General features: G+C 75.3%; 15 protein-coding genes. 5 read left to right on the top strand and 10 right to left on the bottom strand.

Features of this window, described 5'->3' with window-relative positions; translation table 11 throughout:
• Nucleotides 1-25 precede the first annotated feature (25 nt).
• Nucleotides 26-1,210: an acyltransferase family protein gene (locus AB0H75_RS27815; protein ID WP_367801053.1), complete on the top strand. Its 1,185-nt coding sequence runs from the start codon at nt 26-28 to the stop codon at nt 1,208-1,210.
• Between the two features lie 20 nt (nt 1,211-1,230).
• On the opposite strand, the gene AB0H75_RS27810 is transcribed toward AB0H75_RS27815, so the two are convergent.
• Complete coding sequence (locus AB0H75_RS27810) at nt 1,231-4,179, bottom strand: hypothetical protein (protein WP_367801051.1); 2,949 nt, start codon at nt 4,177-4,179, stop codon at nt 1,231-1,233.
• 137 nt (nt 4,180-4,316) lie between these two features.
• Between AB0H75_RS27810 and AB0H75_RS27805 the strand changes: the two genes are divergently transcribed.
• The 4 genes from AB0H75_RS27805 to AB0H75_RS27790 are packed head-to-tail and all read left to right on the top strand — an operon-like array spanning nt 4,317 to nt 7,608.
• Nucleotides 4,317-4,883, top strand: coding sequence for a hypothetical protein (locus tag AB0H75_RS27805; RefSeq protein WP_367801050.1), 567 nt, complete (start codon nt 4,317-4,319; stop codon nt 4,881-4,883).
• Nucleotides 4,883-5,824 carry a DUF4097 domain-containing protein gene (locus AB0H75_RS27800; RefSeq protein WP_367801048.1) on the top strand — a complete coding sequence of 314 codons (942 nt, stop codon included), beginning with the start codon at nt 4,883-4,885 and terminating at the stop codon, nt 5,822-5,824. Before AB0H75_RS27805 ends, AB0H75_RS27800 begins: the two co-directional genes overlap by 1 nt.
• Before the next feature lie 18 nt (nt 5,825-5,842).
• A complete protein-coding gene (locus AB0H75_RS27795; RefSeq protein WP_367801046.1) occupies nt 5,843-6,808 on the top strand; it encodes an ATP-binding cassette domain-containing protein in 966 nt (321 codons plus the stop codon).
• A complete protein-coding gene (locus AB0H75_RS27790) occupies nt 6,805-7,608 on the top strand; it encodes an ABC transporter permease (RefSeq protein WP_367801044.1) in 804 nt (267 codons plus the stop codon). The genes AB0H75_RS27795 and AB0H75_RS27790 overlap by 4 nt, the downstream gene beginning before the upstream one ends.
• Nucleotides 7,609-7,911: 303 nt before the next feature.
• Here AB0H75_RS27790 and AB0H75_RS27785 read toward each other — a convergent pair whose 3' ends face one another.
• From AB0H75_RS27785 to AB0H75_RS27745, 9 genes are all read right to left on the bottom strand, one after another.
• Nucleotides 7,912-9,288 (bottom strand): RNA polymerase sigma factor, encoded by a 1,377-nt coding sequence (locus AB0H75_RS27785; RefSeq protein WP_367801042.1) that lies wholly within the window; start codon nt 9,286-9,288, stop codon nt 7,912-7,914.
• A 15-nt stretch (nt 9,289-9,303) separates the two neighbouring features.
• Nucleotides 9,304-9,681 (bottom strand): YciI family protein, encoded by a 378-nt coding sequence (locus AB0H75_RS27780; RefSeq protein WP_367801040.1) that lies wholly within the window; start codon nt 9,679-9,681, stop codon nt 9,304-9,306.
• Between the two features lie 149 nt (nt 9,682-9,830).
• Complete coding sequence (locus AB0H75_RS27775; protein WP_367801039.1) at nt 9,831-10,136, bottom strand: 4a-hydroxytetrahydrobiopterin dehydratase; 306 nt, start codon at nt 10,134-10,136, stop codon at nt 9,831-9,833.
• A 79-nt stretch (nt 10,137-10,215) separates the two neighbouring features.
• Nucleotides 10,216-10,956, bottom strand: coding sequence for a hypothetical protein (locus AB0H75_RS27770; RefSeq protein ID WP_367801037.1), 741 nt, complete (start codon nt 10,954-10,956; stop codon nt 10,216-10,218).
• 79 nt (nt 10,957-11,035) lie between these two features.
• Nucleotides 11,036-12,022: a YihY/virulence factor BrkB family protein gene (locus tag AB0H75_RS27765; protein WP_367801035.1), complete on the bottom strand. Its 987-nt coding sequence runs from the start codon at nt 12,020-12,022 to the stop codon at nt 11,036-11,038.
• A gap of 36 nt (nt 12,023-12,058) precedes the next feature.
• Entirely contained in the window at nt 12,059-12,757 is a 699-nt protein-coding gene (locus AB0H75_RS27760; RefSeq protein WP_367801033.1) for a DUF3618 domain-containing protein, read from the bottom strand.
• Nucleotides 12,733-13,125 carry a phage holin family protein gene (locus AB0H75_RS27755; RefSeq protein WP_367801031.1) on the bottom strand — a complete coding sequence of 131 codons (393 nt, stop codon included), beginning with the start codon at nt 13,123-13,125 and terminating at the stop codon, nt 12,733-12,735. Before AB0H75_RS27755 ends, AB0H75_RS27760 begins: the two co-directional genes overlap by 25 nt.
• Nucleotides 13,122-13,859: a hypothetical protein gene (locus tag AB0H75_RS27750; protein WP_367801029.1), complete on the bottom strand. Its 738-nt coding sequence runs from the start codon at nt 13,857-13,859 to the stop codon at nt 13,122-13,124. Before AB0H75_RS27750 ends, AB0H75_RS27755 begins: the two co-directional genes overlap by 4 nt.
• 326 nt (nt 13,860-14,185) lie before the next feature.
• Nucleotides 14,186-14,533 carry a hypothetical protein gene (locus AB0H75_RS27745; protein ID WP_367801028.1) on the bottom strand — a complete coding sequence of 116 codons (348 nt, stop codon included), beginning with the start codon at nt 14,531-14,533 and terminating at the stop codon, nt 14,186-14,188.
• Nucleotides 14,534-14,616 lie beyond the last annotated feature (83 nt).

Here is a 14,616-nt window from a genome sequence, read left to right as displayed (position 1 = left end):
CCCGCAATCCGCTACGTTTGCTCCCATGTTCGCCGCCGCCTCTCATATCGCCTTAAAAGGGACTGCTCGGCTCGGCTGGCTGGACGCGCTACGCGGCATCGGGGCGCTGGCGGTGGTGGGCGAGCACCTGACGACGTGGGCCATGCCCTGGCTCCGGCCGACGGCCGTCAACCTGGGCGTCTACGGGGTGCTGGTGTTCTTCCTGGTCAGCGGCTACATCATCCCGCACTCGCTGGAGCGGCACGGGGACGTGCGGACGTTCTGGATCGGGCGCGCCTTCCGGCTGTACCCGCTGTACCTGGCGGTCATCGGGGTGACGCTGGCGCTCTCGCCGTGGATCGCGGTACGGGACGAGGTGCCCCGCGACGGCTCGGCGGTGGCCGCGCACGCCACGATGCTGCTGGACGTGGTCGGCGTGGGCGGCGTGCTCAACACCATGTGGACGCTGTCGTACGAGATGGTCTTCTACCTGCTGGCGGCGGCGCTGTTCGTGCTGGGCGTGCGCGACGGGCGGGGCGTGCTGCCGGTGCTGTTCGCCGGGGTCGCCGCGGTGACCGGCGCGGCGTGGGCGGCGGCGCCGCTGTCGGGGGCCTGGCTGTCGTGGGCGTCGCTGGGCGTGCTCGCCGCCGGACTGGGATGCGTGCTGGCGGCGCGGGCCGTCCGGGCCGCCAGCGTGACGGTCGGGGTGGTGGCGCTGGGCTTGCTGCTGCTCAGCAGCCGGGTGCCGTGGTTCGGGGCGGCGATCGTGGCGGTCATGTTCGCCGGCACGGCGATCCGGCGGTGGGAGCGCGGGCAGGGCCCGTTGTGGCCGGTGGTCGTCGCTGCGGTGCTGGTGGCCGCGACGCCGGCGTGGGCGCTCAGCGCCGGCTGGTGGTGGGTGCGGCCGCCGGTGTGGATCGCGACCGTCGTGCTGGCCGGCGTCACGTTCGCCGCCGGCATGGCGCTGCGGTCACGGCGGGTGCCCGCCGCGCTGACCCGGCTCGGGGTCATCAGCTACTCGTTGTACCTGGTGCACCTGCCGCTGCTGCTGGTCCTGATGGAGCTGGTCGGGGAGATGCGCTGGGCGCCCACGGCGGCGCAGGTCGGTGTCGGCGTGCTCGTGATCGCCCTGCTGCTGCCGCTGGCCTGGCTCAGCCACCGCTTCGTCGAGCTGCCGGGACAGCGGCTGGGCCGGCGGCTCGCCGCCCGGATCGGCCACGGGCAGGGGTAGGGGGGAGCGGCGGCTCGCCGTCACGGGTCGGGGCGGGGAGGAGGCGCGGCGCGGTGGGGGCGGCAGGCGCGCTGCCAGAGGGCGGGCCAGCCGCCGTCGCCGAGCCACGACACCGGGACGCGCAGCCCGCCCTCGGCCACCCGGTCGCGGAAGGCGTCCAGGTCGGCGCCCAGCTCGACGGCCCCCAGCAGGGCGCGCCGCCACGGGCCCGCGGGGTCGTCCAGGTCCGAACGCGGACGGCCCGGCACGGCATGCTCGCCAGACGCGGTGATCGGCGACATCGGCTCGGCCGGCGGGCGGCCGGTGACGGCGATGACCAGCGCGCACAGGGCGTCCCTGTCCGGATGGCGGGCGATCTGGCGGGCCAGGGCCGGGTCGGCGGCGCGGGCGAGCCGGCCCAGCGCGGCGCGGACCCGGCGGGCGACCAGCTCCATCGACCGGGCGGGCGCGATCGCGCCGTACCGGGCGAGCTCGCGCAGCCGGCCCGGCAGCGGCGCGTCGGCCAGCAGCGGATCCAGGTCGCCGAGCCGGGCACGCAGCTCCGGGTCGAGTGCTTCGAGGGCGAGGGCGAGCGGGCGCACGCCCGTGGCCTGCCAGAGGGCGGGCAGGCCCGTCACCGGCAGGGCGGCGAGGCAGGCGCGCTCCATCCCGCTCGGGTACGGCAGCCTGCGCAGCGCCGTGAGCACGTCCAGGCCCTCGTCCCGGACCGGGCGGGCGCTCCCGGCGCTGGTACGGGAGAGCGTACGGGAGGGCGTCAGGCGGCGGGCGGCGTCCAGGGCGCGTAACGTGTCCAGGGCCGCCACGGCCGCCGGGCGGGCCAGCGCGCGCCCGGCCAGCTCCGCCAGCGGAGCGCGCAGCTCGCCGAACACGCGGCCGGCGCGGCGCGGCCCCCGCCGGCCCGGCGGGCGCCCGCGTACGGACAGCTCGGAGGCGTCGGGCTCCGGCTCCGGCTCCGGCCCCGCCGGTCGCGGCACCGGCAGGGCCGCCACCCAGCGGGTCAGCCGCTCCCGCAGCTCCGGGTCGGGTTCGGCGTTGAACCTGGCCTTCAGCTCGGCGATCTGCCAGCCCAGGCGGCGCGGCCGGATCTCGGCGTTGGCCACGACGAGGCCGTCCGGGCCGCGCAGGGCCAGCAGGGCGCACTCGCCCTTCGCGGCCTCCTCGACGTAGTCAGGGCCCGCGATGCAGTTGCCCATGTACGACGACCAGCCGGCGAGCACGCGCGGATCGCGGGCGCACTCCACCCGGAGGTCCGTGCCCGGGATCGTCGTGCCGTCCGCGGCGGCCAGCGGCTCGGGCACCGGGAACGCCGCCATGAGCCCCTGCGCGGTCTCCAGCTCGGCGCTCAGCCCGCCGACCAGGTCGGGCCAGCTCGCGCACCGGCGCGGCGACGGCCGGGCGCCGAGCGAGACGAGCTGGGCGGCGCCGGCCAGGGCCGAGGAGATCGTGTCCAGGCCGGGCGCGGGGCCCTCGTCCTGGTCCGGCGCCCACCAGTTGACGTACGGGAACGGGTGCTGGAAGGTGACCTCCGCCCGGACGCCGCCGTGGAGCTGGAGCAGGGCGTCGGCCAGCTCGGCGTACCAGAGCAGGTCGCCGGCGGTCTCGACCTCCTCGGGCGGCACGCCGGGCCGCGCCGCCAGGCGGTCGGAGAGCGGCGGGCGGCCCTCGCCGGCGAGCGGCGGCTGGGACCAGATGGCCGGCGGGCGCTCCGGGGTGTAGCCGGCCGCGGCCCGCCAGTCGCGCAGCTCGGCCGGCGACCAGTCGCGCAGGTCGTCGGCGACGTCGTAGACCATGTCGCTGATCGCCTCCAGCACGACGCGGGCGTACTCGCTCGCCCTGGCGAGCCGCTGCCTGACGTACTGCTCGGGCGGAGCGTCCAGCCGCGCGGCCAGGTTGCGGACGTAGCAGCCGGGGCGAGCCGGCAGGCCGGTCAGCCCGGGGACGCGGCGCGCGGCCTCGCCCGCCTCCCCGTCGTCCATGAGGGCGGCGGCGGCGCGGATCGGGCCGGCGCAGCGGGCGAGCCCTTCGGTGACGCCGTGGTCGGCGACGGCCACGGCGGTACGGAGGAGGACGGTCGCGGCCATCGCGTTGTGCATCGCGCGCGTCATGAGCCGGGTGTGGTACCAGGTCGGCGGGCGCCAGCGGGCGGCGTCGGCGAGGGTCGGCTCGTGGCCCACGCTCGCACGGAGCGCCCGGACGACGAGGTCGTCCTCGTGGGCGAGGTAGCGGCGGCGCAGCTCCTCCAGCCTGTTCTGCCTGCCCTGGGTGGCGAGGTGGCGGCGGGTCCGCCGGGCGGCCTCCTGGCGGTCCGCGACCTGCTGCCAGAGGTCGAGGAGAAGGGGGAGGCGGCGGTGGCGGGGGAGCGGGCCGAGGATCCGCCGCAGGTGGTCGGCGAGCGCGGACGGCATGGCGTGCGGCTCGGGCGCGACGGGCGACGCGGCGGGACGGGATCCCGGGCCCACGGCGGGCGAGGGGGCGGCCCTGCCCAGGTCGAGGACGTGTTCGAGCTGCTCGGCGCCCAGGAGGGCGCTGGCGGCGGAGGCGAGCTGCAACGCGGCCCAGCGCTCCTCGGCGATGGCACGCCCCGCGGCGGCGCCGACCCGCCTGGTGGCCTCCACGCCGAACAGCGCGACCAGCACGCCCGCCCGCTCGCCCAGCCGGGCGAGCCCGTCCAGCCCCAGGACGCGCAGCGCGACCAGCACCGCGTCGCGCCGGTCGCCCGGGGCCCCTTCCAGTCGCGCGGAGACGAACCCGCCGCCCAGCTCGATCCCGGCGCCCGCCGCGACATCACCGCCGTCGGCGGCCAGCAACCGGTTCAGCTCGGCGACGGCGGGCCGGGGGTCGGCGTCGGCGGGCCCGACCGCGACGGGCGCGCCGGGCCTGCCGGGCGACGGCTCCGCCACCGCCTGCCCGGAGGCGTCGCGGACCTGCTGGCCCCGCCCCGTCGTGACCCCGTACGCCAATCGCACCACAGACCTCATGATTCGGCCCCCGAACGGTCTGGGGCAACCGATATCTCTGCCGGGCGCCGGTCCGCGACGTCTCCATGACACCATGCGGCGCCATCTTTGCGGTTGTGATGGCGCCATGATGATGTCATAGTGGCGTCATGGATCTCGCACCGTATGTCGATCGCCTCCGCCGTGAGCTGGCCCTCGCCGCGAGCGCGGGCGGCGAGGAGGCCCGGGCGCTGGCCGAGCACCTGTCCGCCGCGGTCGAGGCGGCCACCAGGCTCGCGCTGCTGGAGGCGCTGTCCGCCGCCGCGGACGAGATCACCCGCGACCTCGCGCCCGGCTCGGTCGAGGTGCGCCTGCGCGGCCGCGACCCCGACTTCGTCGTGACGCCACCGCCGGGCGGCGGTCCGTACGCGGAGGAAAGGGAGACGATCCCCCCGCCCGCACCGTCACCGCCACCGCCACCGCCCGAGGCCGACGACGGCGGCACCTCCCGGATCTCGCTCCGGGTGCCCGAGCACCTCAAGCCGCGCATCGAGGAGGCGGCCGCCCGCGACGGCCTGTCGGTCAACGCCTGGCTGGTCCGCGCCGTCTCCGCCGTGCTCGACCCCGCCGTGCTCGACCCCGCCGTGCTCGACTCCGCCGGGCCCGGCCGCCGCGCGGGCGGCCGTCCGGCACCGGCGCCCCAGCCCGGCAAGCGCTACAGCGGCTGGGTGCGCTGATGAGAACCACACCGCCCTACGACGGGGAGAACGTGATGCCGGTCTTCGACACCCCGGAGCCCATCCACGTCAGCATCGAGCTGGCCACCGCCACCGTCCGGATCACCGCGAGCGACCGTGCCGACACCGTCGTCGAGGTCCGCCCCGCCGACGGGTCCGACGACGCCGACGTGCAGGCCGCCCTCCTGACCCGGGTCGAGTACTCCGGCGGCCGGCTCCTGATCCGCGCCGGCCGGGACGACGCGGGCCCGGCGCCCGGCTGGGGCCTGTCGCTGGGGAAGCTCGTCGAGTCGCCCGCGAGCTGGGCACGTTCGCTGCTCGGCCTGGGCGGCTCGGTCGAGGTCGCGATCGACCTGCCCGCCGGCTCCCACGTCGAGGCCAGGACGGCCGGCGGCCTCCACTGCCGGGGGCCGCTCGGCGAGGTCGCCCACACCACCTCCTACGGCGACATCCAGGTCGAGCAGGCCGGCCGGCTGCGGCTGAAGAGCACCCACGGCGACATCTCGGTCACCCGCTCCGCCGGGCACGCCGAGATCACCACCACCAACGGCGGCATCCGCGTCGGCGAGATCGCCGGCACGGCGGTCGTCAAGACCTCCCACGGCGAGCTGCGCCTCGGCGAGGTGGCCGGCGAGCTGCGCCTCAACAGCGCCTACGGCGACGTCACCGTGGAGCGCGCCCTGGCCGGCGTCGCCGCCAAGACCGCGTACGGCAACGTGCGCATCGGCGAGGTGGTCTCCGGCTCGGTCGTCATGGAGACCACCGGCGGCGGGCTGCGCCTCGGCATCCGCGAGGGCAGCGCCGCCTGGCTGGACGTCAGCTCCACCTACGGTCACGTAAACGTCGGCCTGGAGCCCACCGACGGCCCCGGCCCCGCCGAGCACGTCGTCGAGGTGCGCGCCCACACCGCCTACGGCGACATCGTCATCCACCGTTCCTGACCCACCGGGAGAATTTTCATGTCCGACGCGATCAAGGCCACCGGCCTGGTCAAGAAGTACGGCGACGTGGTCGCCCTCGACGGGATGGACCTCACGGTCCCCGAGGGGACGGTCTTCGGGCTGCTCGGCCCCAACGGCGCCGGCAAGACCACCACCGTGCGCATCCTGACCACATTGCTGAGACCGGACGCCGGGCACGCCGAGGTGGCCGGGCTCGACGTCGTCCGCGACGCCCGCCTGCTGCGCGCCCGCATCGGCGCCTCCGGCCAGTACGCCGCCGTGGACGACCACCTCACCGGCGCCGAGAACCTGGAGATGGTCGGCCGCCTCTACCACCTCGGCGCCCGGCGCAGCCGGCAGCGCGCCCGCGAGCTGCTGGAGCGCTTCGACCTGACCGGCGCCGCCGACCGCCCGGTGCAGGGCTGGTCGGGAGGCATGCGGCGGCGGCTCGACCTGGCCGGCGCGCTGGTCGCCGAGCCGCCCGTGCTGTTCCTCGACGAGCCCACGACCGGCCTCGACCCGCGGGCCAGGGCGGGCCTGTGGGACGTCATCGCCGAGCTGGTCGCGGAGGGCACGACGGTGCTGCTCACCACCCAGTACATGGAGGAGGCCGACCGGCTCGCCGACCGCGTCGCGGTGGTGGACCACGGGCGCGTCATCGCGCTCGGCACCGCCGACGAGCTGAAGAGCCAGGTCGGCGGCGACCGCGTCGAGCTGTCGGTGACGAGCGCGGCCGACCTGGCGGCCGCCGCCCGCGCGCTGGCGCCGCTGGCCGCCGAGCCGCCGCAGGTCGACACCGCCGCCCTGCGGGTGGCGTTCCCGGTCGCCGACGGCGCGGCGACGCTGACCAGAGCGCTCGGCCACCTGGCCGCCGAGCGGATCGCCGTGCGCGACGCCGGCCTGCGCCGTCCGACCCTGGACGACGTGTTCCTGACCCTCACGGGCCACGAGACCGACGAGAAGATCGAGGAGAACGCGCGATGAACACTCTCCAGGTGGCCCTGGCCGACGGCATGACGATCGCCAGGCGCAACGCGCTGAAGATCCGCCGGGCACCCGACATGCTGGGCGGCGTCGTCCTGCTGCCGATCGTGTTCGTGCTGCTGTTCACCTACATCTTCGGCAGCATGGTCGACCTGCCCGGCATGTCGTACGGCGAGTACCTGCTGCCCGGCATCTTCGTCATGACGATCGTCATGAGCGCGCAGATCACCGGCTACACCCTCACCCAGGACCTGCGGAAGGGCATCTTCGACCGGTTCCGCACGCTGCCGATGTCACCCTCGGCGGTGCTGACCGGCCAGACCGTCAGCGACGTGATCATCAACCTGGTCAGCATCGTCGTCATGGCGCTCGTCGGGCTGGTGGTCGGCTGGCGCGTCCACAGCTCCCCGGCGCAGGCCGCGCTCGGCTTCGTGATGCTGGTCCTGTTCTCCTACGCCTTCTCCTGGGTGACGGCCACGGTGGCGCTGGCCCTGCGCACGCCCGAGGTGTTCAACAACGTGGTGACCATCATCTCGTTCCCGATCGTCTTCCTGTCCAACGCCTTCGTCGACAGCGCCCGCCTGCCCGGCCCGCTGCGGCCGGTCGCCGACTGGAACCCGGTCTCCACGATGGTCCAGGCCGCACGGGACCTGTTCGGCAACACCAGCCCGGCCCTGCCCGTGCCGGACGCCTGGCCGCTGCGGCACGCGGTGCCGGTGTCGCTGCTGTGGTCGGTCCTGCTCCTGGTGGTGTTCGTGCCGCTGGCCACGCGGCTGTACAAGCGAGCGGTCAGCCGGTGAACCGCGTGACGTCACCCGCCTCCGGGAGGGGGCGCGACGGGGCGGTGGAGCTGCTCCAGCAGGCGCACGCGGACGCCCGGCCCAGCCCGCCGCCCGGCCCCGCTCACCGACCGGCCCCGCTCGCCGCCCGGCCCCGCTCGCCGCCCGACCCAGCCCGGCGACCGGCCCAGCCCGGCGACCGGCCCAGCCCGGCGACCGGCCCAGCCCGCTGGGCGGGTCTGCTCGCTGGTCGGGTCGGGTCGGGTCGGGCCGGTCGCCGGGCGGGCCGTGTGTCGGTAGGTTCCGGCCGGTCGTCGGTCGGGGTCAGTCGCCGTCGGGGGTCGGGTGGCCGAGGGCGGCCAGGCGATGGCGGAGGCGGGCGCGTTCGGGGGCGGTGCCCGCCAGCCGCAGCGCCTCCCGGTAGGCCACGGCGGCCTCGTCCCGGCGGCCGAGCCGTTCCAGCAGGTCGGCGCGGGCCGTCTGGTACGGCGCGTAGTCGCGCAGCCGGGGCTCGCCGGCCAGCGCGTCGAGCAGGGCCAGCCCCCGCTCCGGCCCGTCGCGCAGCGCCACCGCCGCCGCCCGGTTCAGCTCGACCACCGGGGACGGCGCCAGGGCGAGCAGCACGTCGTAGAGCGCCACGATCTGCGGCCAGTCGGTCGTGGCGACGTCCGCCGCCTCGTCGTGCAGCGCGGCGATCGCGGCCTGCACCGCGTACGGCCCGGGCAGTCCGGGTAGTCCGGGCGGGCCGGGCGGGCCGGGCGGGGTGCCGGTCAGTGCGGCGGGGACCAGTGCCAGCCCCTCCTCGATCATCGCCCGGTCCCAGCGGCCGCGGTCCTGCTCGTGCAGCAGGAGCGGCTCGCCGCCGGGTCCGGTGCGGGCCGCCCGCCGGGCGTGGACCAGCAACATCAGCGCCAGCAGACCGGTGACCTCGCGCTCGGCGGGCAGCAGCCGGCGCAGGATCCGGGCCAGCCGGATGGCCTCCTCGGCCAGATCCAGCCGTTGCAGGCGTGGCCCCGAGCTGGCCGCGTACCCCTCGGTGAAGATCGAGTAGACGACCTGGAGCACGCCCGGCAGCCGCTCGGGCAGCTCGTCCTGGTCGGGCACCCGGAACGGGATGCGGGCCTCGCGGATCTTCTTCTTGGCCCGCACGATGCGCTTGGCCATGGTGGCCGGCGGCACCAGGTAAGCCCGTGCGACCTCCGGGGTGGTCAGCCCGGCCAGGCAGCGCAGCGTGAGCGCGCCGCGGTCCTCGGCGGGCAGGGCGGGGTGGGCGCAGGTGAAGAAGAGCTGCAACCGCTCGTCGGGCAGCCCGCCGCCGCTGCCGGCGTCGGCGGGCGGGGCCGGCGCCGCCCGCTCGGCCTCGACCTGGAGGACGGCCAGGCGCGCGGCGTACGCCTGGTCGCGCCGCAGCCGGTCCACGGCGCGGCGGCGGGCGGTCGTCATCAGCCACGCGCCTGGCCTGGCCGGTACGCCGTCCACCGGCCAGTGGACCAGGGCCGCCTCGATGGCTTCCGAGGTCACCTCCTCGGCCAGGTCGAGGTCGCCGAAGCGCCGGACGAGGGCCGCCAGGAGCCGCCCCCGCTCCTCCCGGAAGACCGCCTCCACCGAGGCCCCCGCACTCGCCGTCCCCGCGCCCGGCGTCCCCGCGCCCGGCGTCCCCGCGCCCGGCGTCCCCGCGCCCGGCGTCCCCGCCTCCGTCATGACGTGCGGCTCCGGCTAGAACTCGGCCACCGGGCGGATCACGATCCAGCCGTCACCGCGTGAGCCCGGGCAGCGGGCCGCCCAGTCGATCGCCACGTCGAGGTCGGGCACGTCGATGACGTAGTAACCGCCGAGAACCTCCCGCGTCTCGGCGAACGGCCCGTCGGTGACGGTACGCTCGCCGCCCGGCCCGACCCGCACCGTCGTCGCCGTGGTCAGGTCGGCCAGCGAGTGCCCGGCGACGAAGATCCCGGCCTCCTGGACGGCCTTGTCGTAGGCCATCCAGTCCGAGACCTCGCAACCCTCGGCGGGGAGGGAGCTGGTCTCGGCGGCGGCGGTGGGGGCGGCGCCGGGGGCGGGGGCGGGGGCCTGCATCATCAGCATGTACTTCATGGTCGTGCTCCTGTCGTGTCCGCGTCGAGGTGACCACGGGATCGAGTCACCCTACGCAATGACGACGGACGGGCACGCCGCGGATGGACACCTCCCCAGGACGAATTCCGAAATTTCCGCGTACGACCGCTCTGTCTGGTCCGGCCGGGTCAGCCGCGGTCGCGGGCCGCGCCGTCGAGGACGTGATCGATGCGGGCGGCCAGCTCCACGTCCCGCGCCGTCACCCCGCCCGCGCTGTGCGTGGACAGCCGGAAGCGCACGCCCTTCCCGGTGTGCTCGATGTCCGGGTGGTGGTCGAGCACGCCGGCCTCGTTCATCACCGCCTCGGTCAGCCAGCCGTGGCTGTCCGGCGTCACCGGAACGTCCTTGACCAGCGCATCGCCGTCGCGGCGCCAGCCCTCCAGCGCCACCAGCGCGGTGTCGATCTCCTCGTCGGTCAGAAGCCCCTCGGCCATGCCGCCCTCCATGTCGTCGTCGCCTTCATCGATGTCGGGTTCCGGCTACCACAGGCGGGCGCGTTCACACCTGGGACGCTCAGTCGGCGAGGTAACTGATCGAGCGGACCTCGTACCCGGCCGTCCTCGACCCGCGGACGTGCATGAGCATCGCACCGCCCTCGTACGAGTAGGCGCACGCGTACCCCCGGGGCTCCTTGGTGCAGCCCTGGAAGTGGTAGGCGACGCCGTGCGGGTCGTACCTGGCCTTGAACAGCGTCCTGACCGCGCCCGTGGTGGCGACCTCCAGGCCGCTGTACCGGTCGGCCCGCTGCCAGGCGGCGAAGAGGTGCCGGGCCACCGCCGGCGGCTTGGTGAGGTGCCGCGACAGGTAGACCTTGGTGACCTTCCGGCCGGTCACGACCATCGCGAGGCCGTCCAGCCCGCCGGGCACGCCGACGCTGGTGTGGACGAACCGGCACACGCGGCCGGAGCAGCCGGCGAAGCGGTCGGGCGCGCGGTAGGCGTACCCGAACAGGGCCCTGACCGCGGAGGGGGTGGCGACCCTCGCCGCGGCCCTGCGGTCGGTGGCGAGCCAGGCGCGGAAGAGCGCCTTCGCCACCCCTTCCCCGGGCGCGGCGGTGGAGGTGGAAACGGAGGTGAGAGTGAGACCGGGCGCGGCGGTGGAGGTGGAAACGGAGGTGAGGGTGAGACCGGGCGCGGCGGTGGAGGTGGAAACGGAAGCCGAAGCAGGAGTGGTGGAAGCGGGAGTGGTGAGGGTGAGTGTCGTCGTGGTGGCCGCGGCGAGGGCGGCGGTGCCGAGGAGCAGTCGTCTGAACACGTCCCCGACGTTACGGTTGGCGTCTTGCGCCGGAATTGCCCCCCGCTTGCAGACCGCCAGGGCGCGGGCGGGCCCGGCGTCAGGGCAGCTCGTCCTCGTCCATCTTCCGGGTGTCGCGCGGCTCCACGTACGGCTCCCGCTCCGGCGGCTGCCCGGCGTCGATGGCCCGCTCCCTGGCCAGCTCGGCGTCGAACTCCACCCCGAGCAGGATGGCCACGTTGGACAACCACAGCCAGATCATGAAGACGATCACCCCGCCGAGCGCGGCGTACGTCTTGCCGTAGGAGGCGAAGTTCGCGACGTAGAACGCGAACGCGGCCGAGACCACGATCCACGTCACCACGGCCAGCGCGCTGCCGGGCGTGATCCACCGGAACCCGGGGTGCCGCACGTTCGGCGCCGACCAGTACAGCAGGGCCAGCACGACGATGACCACCACCACCAGCAGGGGCCACTTGGCCCAGCTCCAGATGGTGAGCGCCGTCCCGCCGATCCCCAGGAAGGCCCCGGCCTGGCCGGCGAGGTCGCCGGTGAGCACCACGGCGACCGCGCCGACGGCCATCAGGATCACCAGCACGGTGGTGATGGCCAGCCGCAGCGGCAGGGTCTTCCACACCGGGCGGCCCTCGGGCATCTCGTACATGACGTTCGAGGCCCGCATGAACGCCCCGACGTAACCGGAGGCCGACCACAGGGCGACGGCGACGCTGATCACCATCGCGACGCCCGCCGCCTGCCGGTGCTCCTGCAACGCCTTCAGGACCTGCTGGAGGATGTCCCGGGCCGGGCCGGGGGCCATCGGGCTCAGGCTGTCCAGCAGCGGCTGCGTCACCGACTGGCCGAAGACCCCGAGCAGGGACACCACGGCCAGCAGCGCCGGGAAGATCGACAGCATCGCGTAGTACGTCAGCGCCGCCGCCCAGTCGGTCAGCTTGTCGTCCTGGAACTCCTTGACGGTCCGCCGCAGCACGCCCCACCAGGAACGGCTGCGCAGTTCTGTGGGTCCTTCAGGGGCCTGCGGCGCGTCCGGCTCGCGCGCGGTGTCCCGGGTGGGGCGTTCGGCCATGAGGGTGTTCCTTCGGGTGCTGCGGGGGAACGGACGTCAGAAGCCGCGGCTCTGCTCGCCGACCTGGCGGGCCTGGTCACGGCCCTGCTCGCCGACCTGGCGGGCCTGCTCGCGGGCGTGCTCGGCGGTGGCGCCGGCGGCTTCGGCGGCGGTCTGCCGCACCTGCTGCGCGGCCTGGCCGGCCACCTCCTTGGCCTCCTGGCCGAGCTGCTGGATGGACTCGCGGCCGGCTTCCTTGATCGGCTCCAGCGCGTCGCCGACCTGCTCGCGGAGCTGCCCGACGGCCTGCTCCTCCATCTGCGTGCGCGGGATGAGCGTGGCGGCCAGCAGCCCGGCGCCGAACGCGATCAGCCCGGCGGCCAGCGGGTTGCCCTGGGCGCCGCGCATCGCCTGCTGCGGCGCGGCCCGCACGACCTCGGCGGCCTGCTGCGCGCCGTGCTTGACGCTCTCCGCCGCCTGCTGCGAGCCCTCCCGGACCGTCTGGGCGGCCTGGTGAGCGCCGTGGCTCACCGTGTCGGCGGTGCGGTGCGCGCCCTCGCGCGCCCGGTCGGCGGCGTAGGACGGGGTGCCCATCACGCGCTCGCGGAACGAGCGCGCCGCCTGCCGCATGCGGTCGGTCCGCCGCCGCGCGATGCGGGCCGGGCTGGTCCGGTCGGCCAGCCGGTCGACGTCGGCGGCGAGCTCGGCGCGCGTGGCCGCGATCTCGCTTCTTACTTCCTCAGGTCGCGTGCCCATTGCGCGTCCTCCTTGAGCGTCTCGATGGTCTGCTCGGGCTTGGGGTTGACCTCGCGCAGCCGGTTGCGTCCGGTCGCGAACATCACGCCGCCGGCGATCGCCCAGATCACCGCGACGATGAGCGCGGCCCACCCCAGGTCCATGACGTTGCCCAGGCCGAACATGACGGCCAGGGTCACCAGCAGCGCGGTCATGTAACCGGCGAACCCGGCGCCGCCGAGCATCCCGGCGGCCTTGCCGGCCTTGGCGGCCTCCTGACGGAGCTCGGCCTTGGCCAGCTCCACCTCCTGGCGGAACAGTTTGGAGATGTCCTCGCCGATCTCGCCGACCAGCTGGCCGAGCGTCGGTTCCTCGGGTTGCGCGGTCATGGCAGCTGGCTCCCGGTTCCGTAGGTGGGCGGGGCCGGGGGAGCGGCGGGCGGGGCGACGGGCGGGGCGACGGGCGGCGGTGTCACCGGCCTGGTCTCCTCGCGGCCGAGCGCGTCGCCGGCCGTCGTGGTCTCCAGGGGCTCGGGCGGCACGTAGGGCCCAGGGGCGCTCGGCAGGGTGCCGCCGGCGGGCAGCGGGCCGCCGCCGCTCTGCGGCTGGGACGCCGTCCCGGAGCTCTCGCCCGAGGCCTTGACGATCCGGCCCACCAGGAAGCCCGCGGCCAGCGCCCCGGCGAGGAACGCGGCGGGGCGGCGGCGGGCGAAGCGCTGCACGTCGCTGACGACGCCGGCCAGGCCGTTGTGCTCCAGGTAGTCGGCCGCCCGCTGGCCCTGGTCGGCGACCTGGCGCACGATGTTGCTCACCGGGGAGTCCGGCTTGGCGTGCTCCTGCATGACCGCCAGGTCCTCCGACCACTGGCGCAGGCTTTGGGCCGCGCGGTGGCTCTGGTGCTCGGACTGCGCCCGTACGCGGTCGCGCAGCTCGTCCACGGCCCGGCGGGTCTGGGCCTTGGCCTCGTCCGCGACCTGGGCCGTACGCTCCACGGCGGTGCCGGCGACCTCGCGCGCGGCCTCCTTGGCGGTGCCGGCGACCTCGCGCGCGGCTTCCTTGCCCTGTTGGAGCGTTCCCTCCTGTGGGGAAGCCGGTCGCCCGGTCCCCGTCGGATACTCGCTCATGGATGCCTCCTCGTGCGACTGATGTCGCCTGCGGCTACCCTGGGCGTCAGCTCCAAACCAAAAATGCCTCAACAACGGCAAAGTGGTTCCATAAACCCCGGAGCCGAAGCAGTGATATAAACCCGGCTCCGCTCACCGCGCGGCGGCTCCGGCGTACCGGGCGAGGACGGCCGCGCCCGCACCATCGTCTCCTGCGCCAGGCCCTCGGCCTCGCGGACCGAGAGCCGGCCATCCGGTAGCGGTACGCCACCAGCTCGCCCCGGGTACGCGCCGAGGCACCGCTCCAGCAGACGCGCGGGGCCGGAGGAAGATCGGGTCCGCGCGGGTCAGGCGCGGGTGACGGCGACGCCGCCGAACAGGCCGTAGGCCCGGACGTGCACGACCGGGGCGTCCTCCGCCGGCTTGCCGGGCTGGACGTGGCGCCCGCCGAACAGGTGGAAACCGGTGACCCGGACGTCCGCGCCGGCGGGGACGCGCAGCGTCACGCCGCCGGCGAGCGAGACCTTCGTCAGCGTCGTCTCGGGAGCGAGCCCGGCGCCGGACAGGTCGGCGTTGAGGCCGCCGACGGGGGTGACGACGACGGTGCGGGCGGGGACGCGGTCGTAGCGCCGCTTGAGGCCGCCGATGAGGGAGAGGTGCCAGTCGGTCCGCTGGGTGGAGGAGGTGTTCGTCATGTCCTTGACGCTACGGGGCGGCGGACCGGGCGATAAGTGTCGCGCGTCGCGATCCGACCCCTGACGATTGTCACCCCCGGCGT

This window comes from Nonomuraea sp. NPDC050783 (assembly GCF_040802095.1).
In the GTDB taxonomy this organism is placed as follows: Bacteria; Actinomycetota; Actinomycetes; order Streptosporangiales; family Streptosporangiaceae; genus Nonomuraea.
The sequence above is the reverse complement of the archived record's forward strand: the minus strand, read 5'-3'. Positions and strand labels throughout refer to the sequence as shown.

Excerpts from the sequence above, each read along its gene's own strand:
- AB0H75_RS27815 (WP_367801053.1), top strand. The coding sequence starts at position 26 with ATGTTCGCCGCCGCCTCTCATATCGCCTTAAAAGGGACTGCTCGGCTC.
- AB0H75_RS27805 (WP_367801050.1), top strand. The coding sequence starts at position 4,317 with ATGGATCTCGCACCGTATGTCGATCGCCTCCGCCGTGAGCTGGCCCTC.
- AB0H75_RS27800 (WP_367801048.1), top strand. The coding sequence starts at position 4,883 with ATGAGAACCACACCGCCCTACGACGGGGAGAACGTGATGCCGGTCTTC.
- AB0H75_RS27795 (WP_367801046.1), top strand. The coding sequence starts at position 5,843 with ATGTCCGACGCGATCAAGGCCACCGGCCTGGTCAAGAAGTACGGCGAC.
- AB0H75_RS27790 (WP_367801044.1), top strand. The coding sequence starts at position 6,805 with ATGAACACTCTCCAGGTGGCCCTGGCCGACGGCATGACGATCGCCAGG.
- AB0H75_RS27785 (WP_367801042.1), bottom strand. The coding sequence starts at position 9,288 with ATGACGGAGGCGGGGACGCCGGGCGCGGGGACGCCGGGCGCGGGGACG.
- AB0H75_RS27780 (WP_367801040.1), bottom strand. The coding sequence starts at position 9,681 with ATGAAGTACATGCTGATGATGCAGGCCCCCGCCCCCGCCCCCGGCGCC.
- AB0H75_RS27775 (WP_367801039.1), bottom strand. The coding sequence starts at position 10,136 with ATGGCCGAGGGGCTTCTGACCGACGAGGAGATCGACACCGCGCTGGTG.
- AB0H75_RS27765 (WP_367801035.1), bottom strand. The coding sequence starts at position 12,022 with ATGGCCGAACGCCCCACCCGGGACACCGCGCGCGAGCCGGACGCGCCG.
- AB0H75_RS27760 (WP_367801033.1), bottom strand. The coding sequence starts at position 12,757 with ATGGGCACGCGACCTGAGGAAGTAAGAAGCGAGATCGCGGCCACGCGC.
- AB0H75_RS27755 (WP_367801031.1), bottom strand. The coding sequence starts at position 13,125 with ATGACCGCGCAACCCGAGGAACCGACGCTCGGCCAGCTGGTCGGCGAG.
- AB0H75_RS27750 (WP_367801029.1), bottom strand. The coding sequence starts at position 13,859 with ATGAGCGAGTATCCGACGGGGACCGGGCGACCGGCTTCCCCACAGGAG.
- AB0H75_RS27745 (WP_367801028.1), bottom strand. The coding sequence starts at position 14,533 with ATGACGAACACCTCCTCCACCCAGCGGACCGACTGGCACCTCTCCCTC.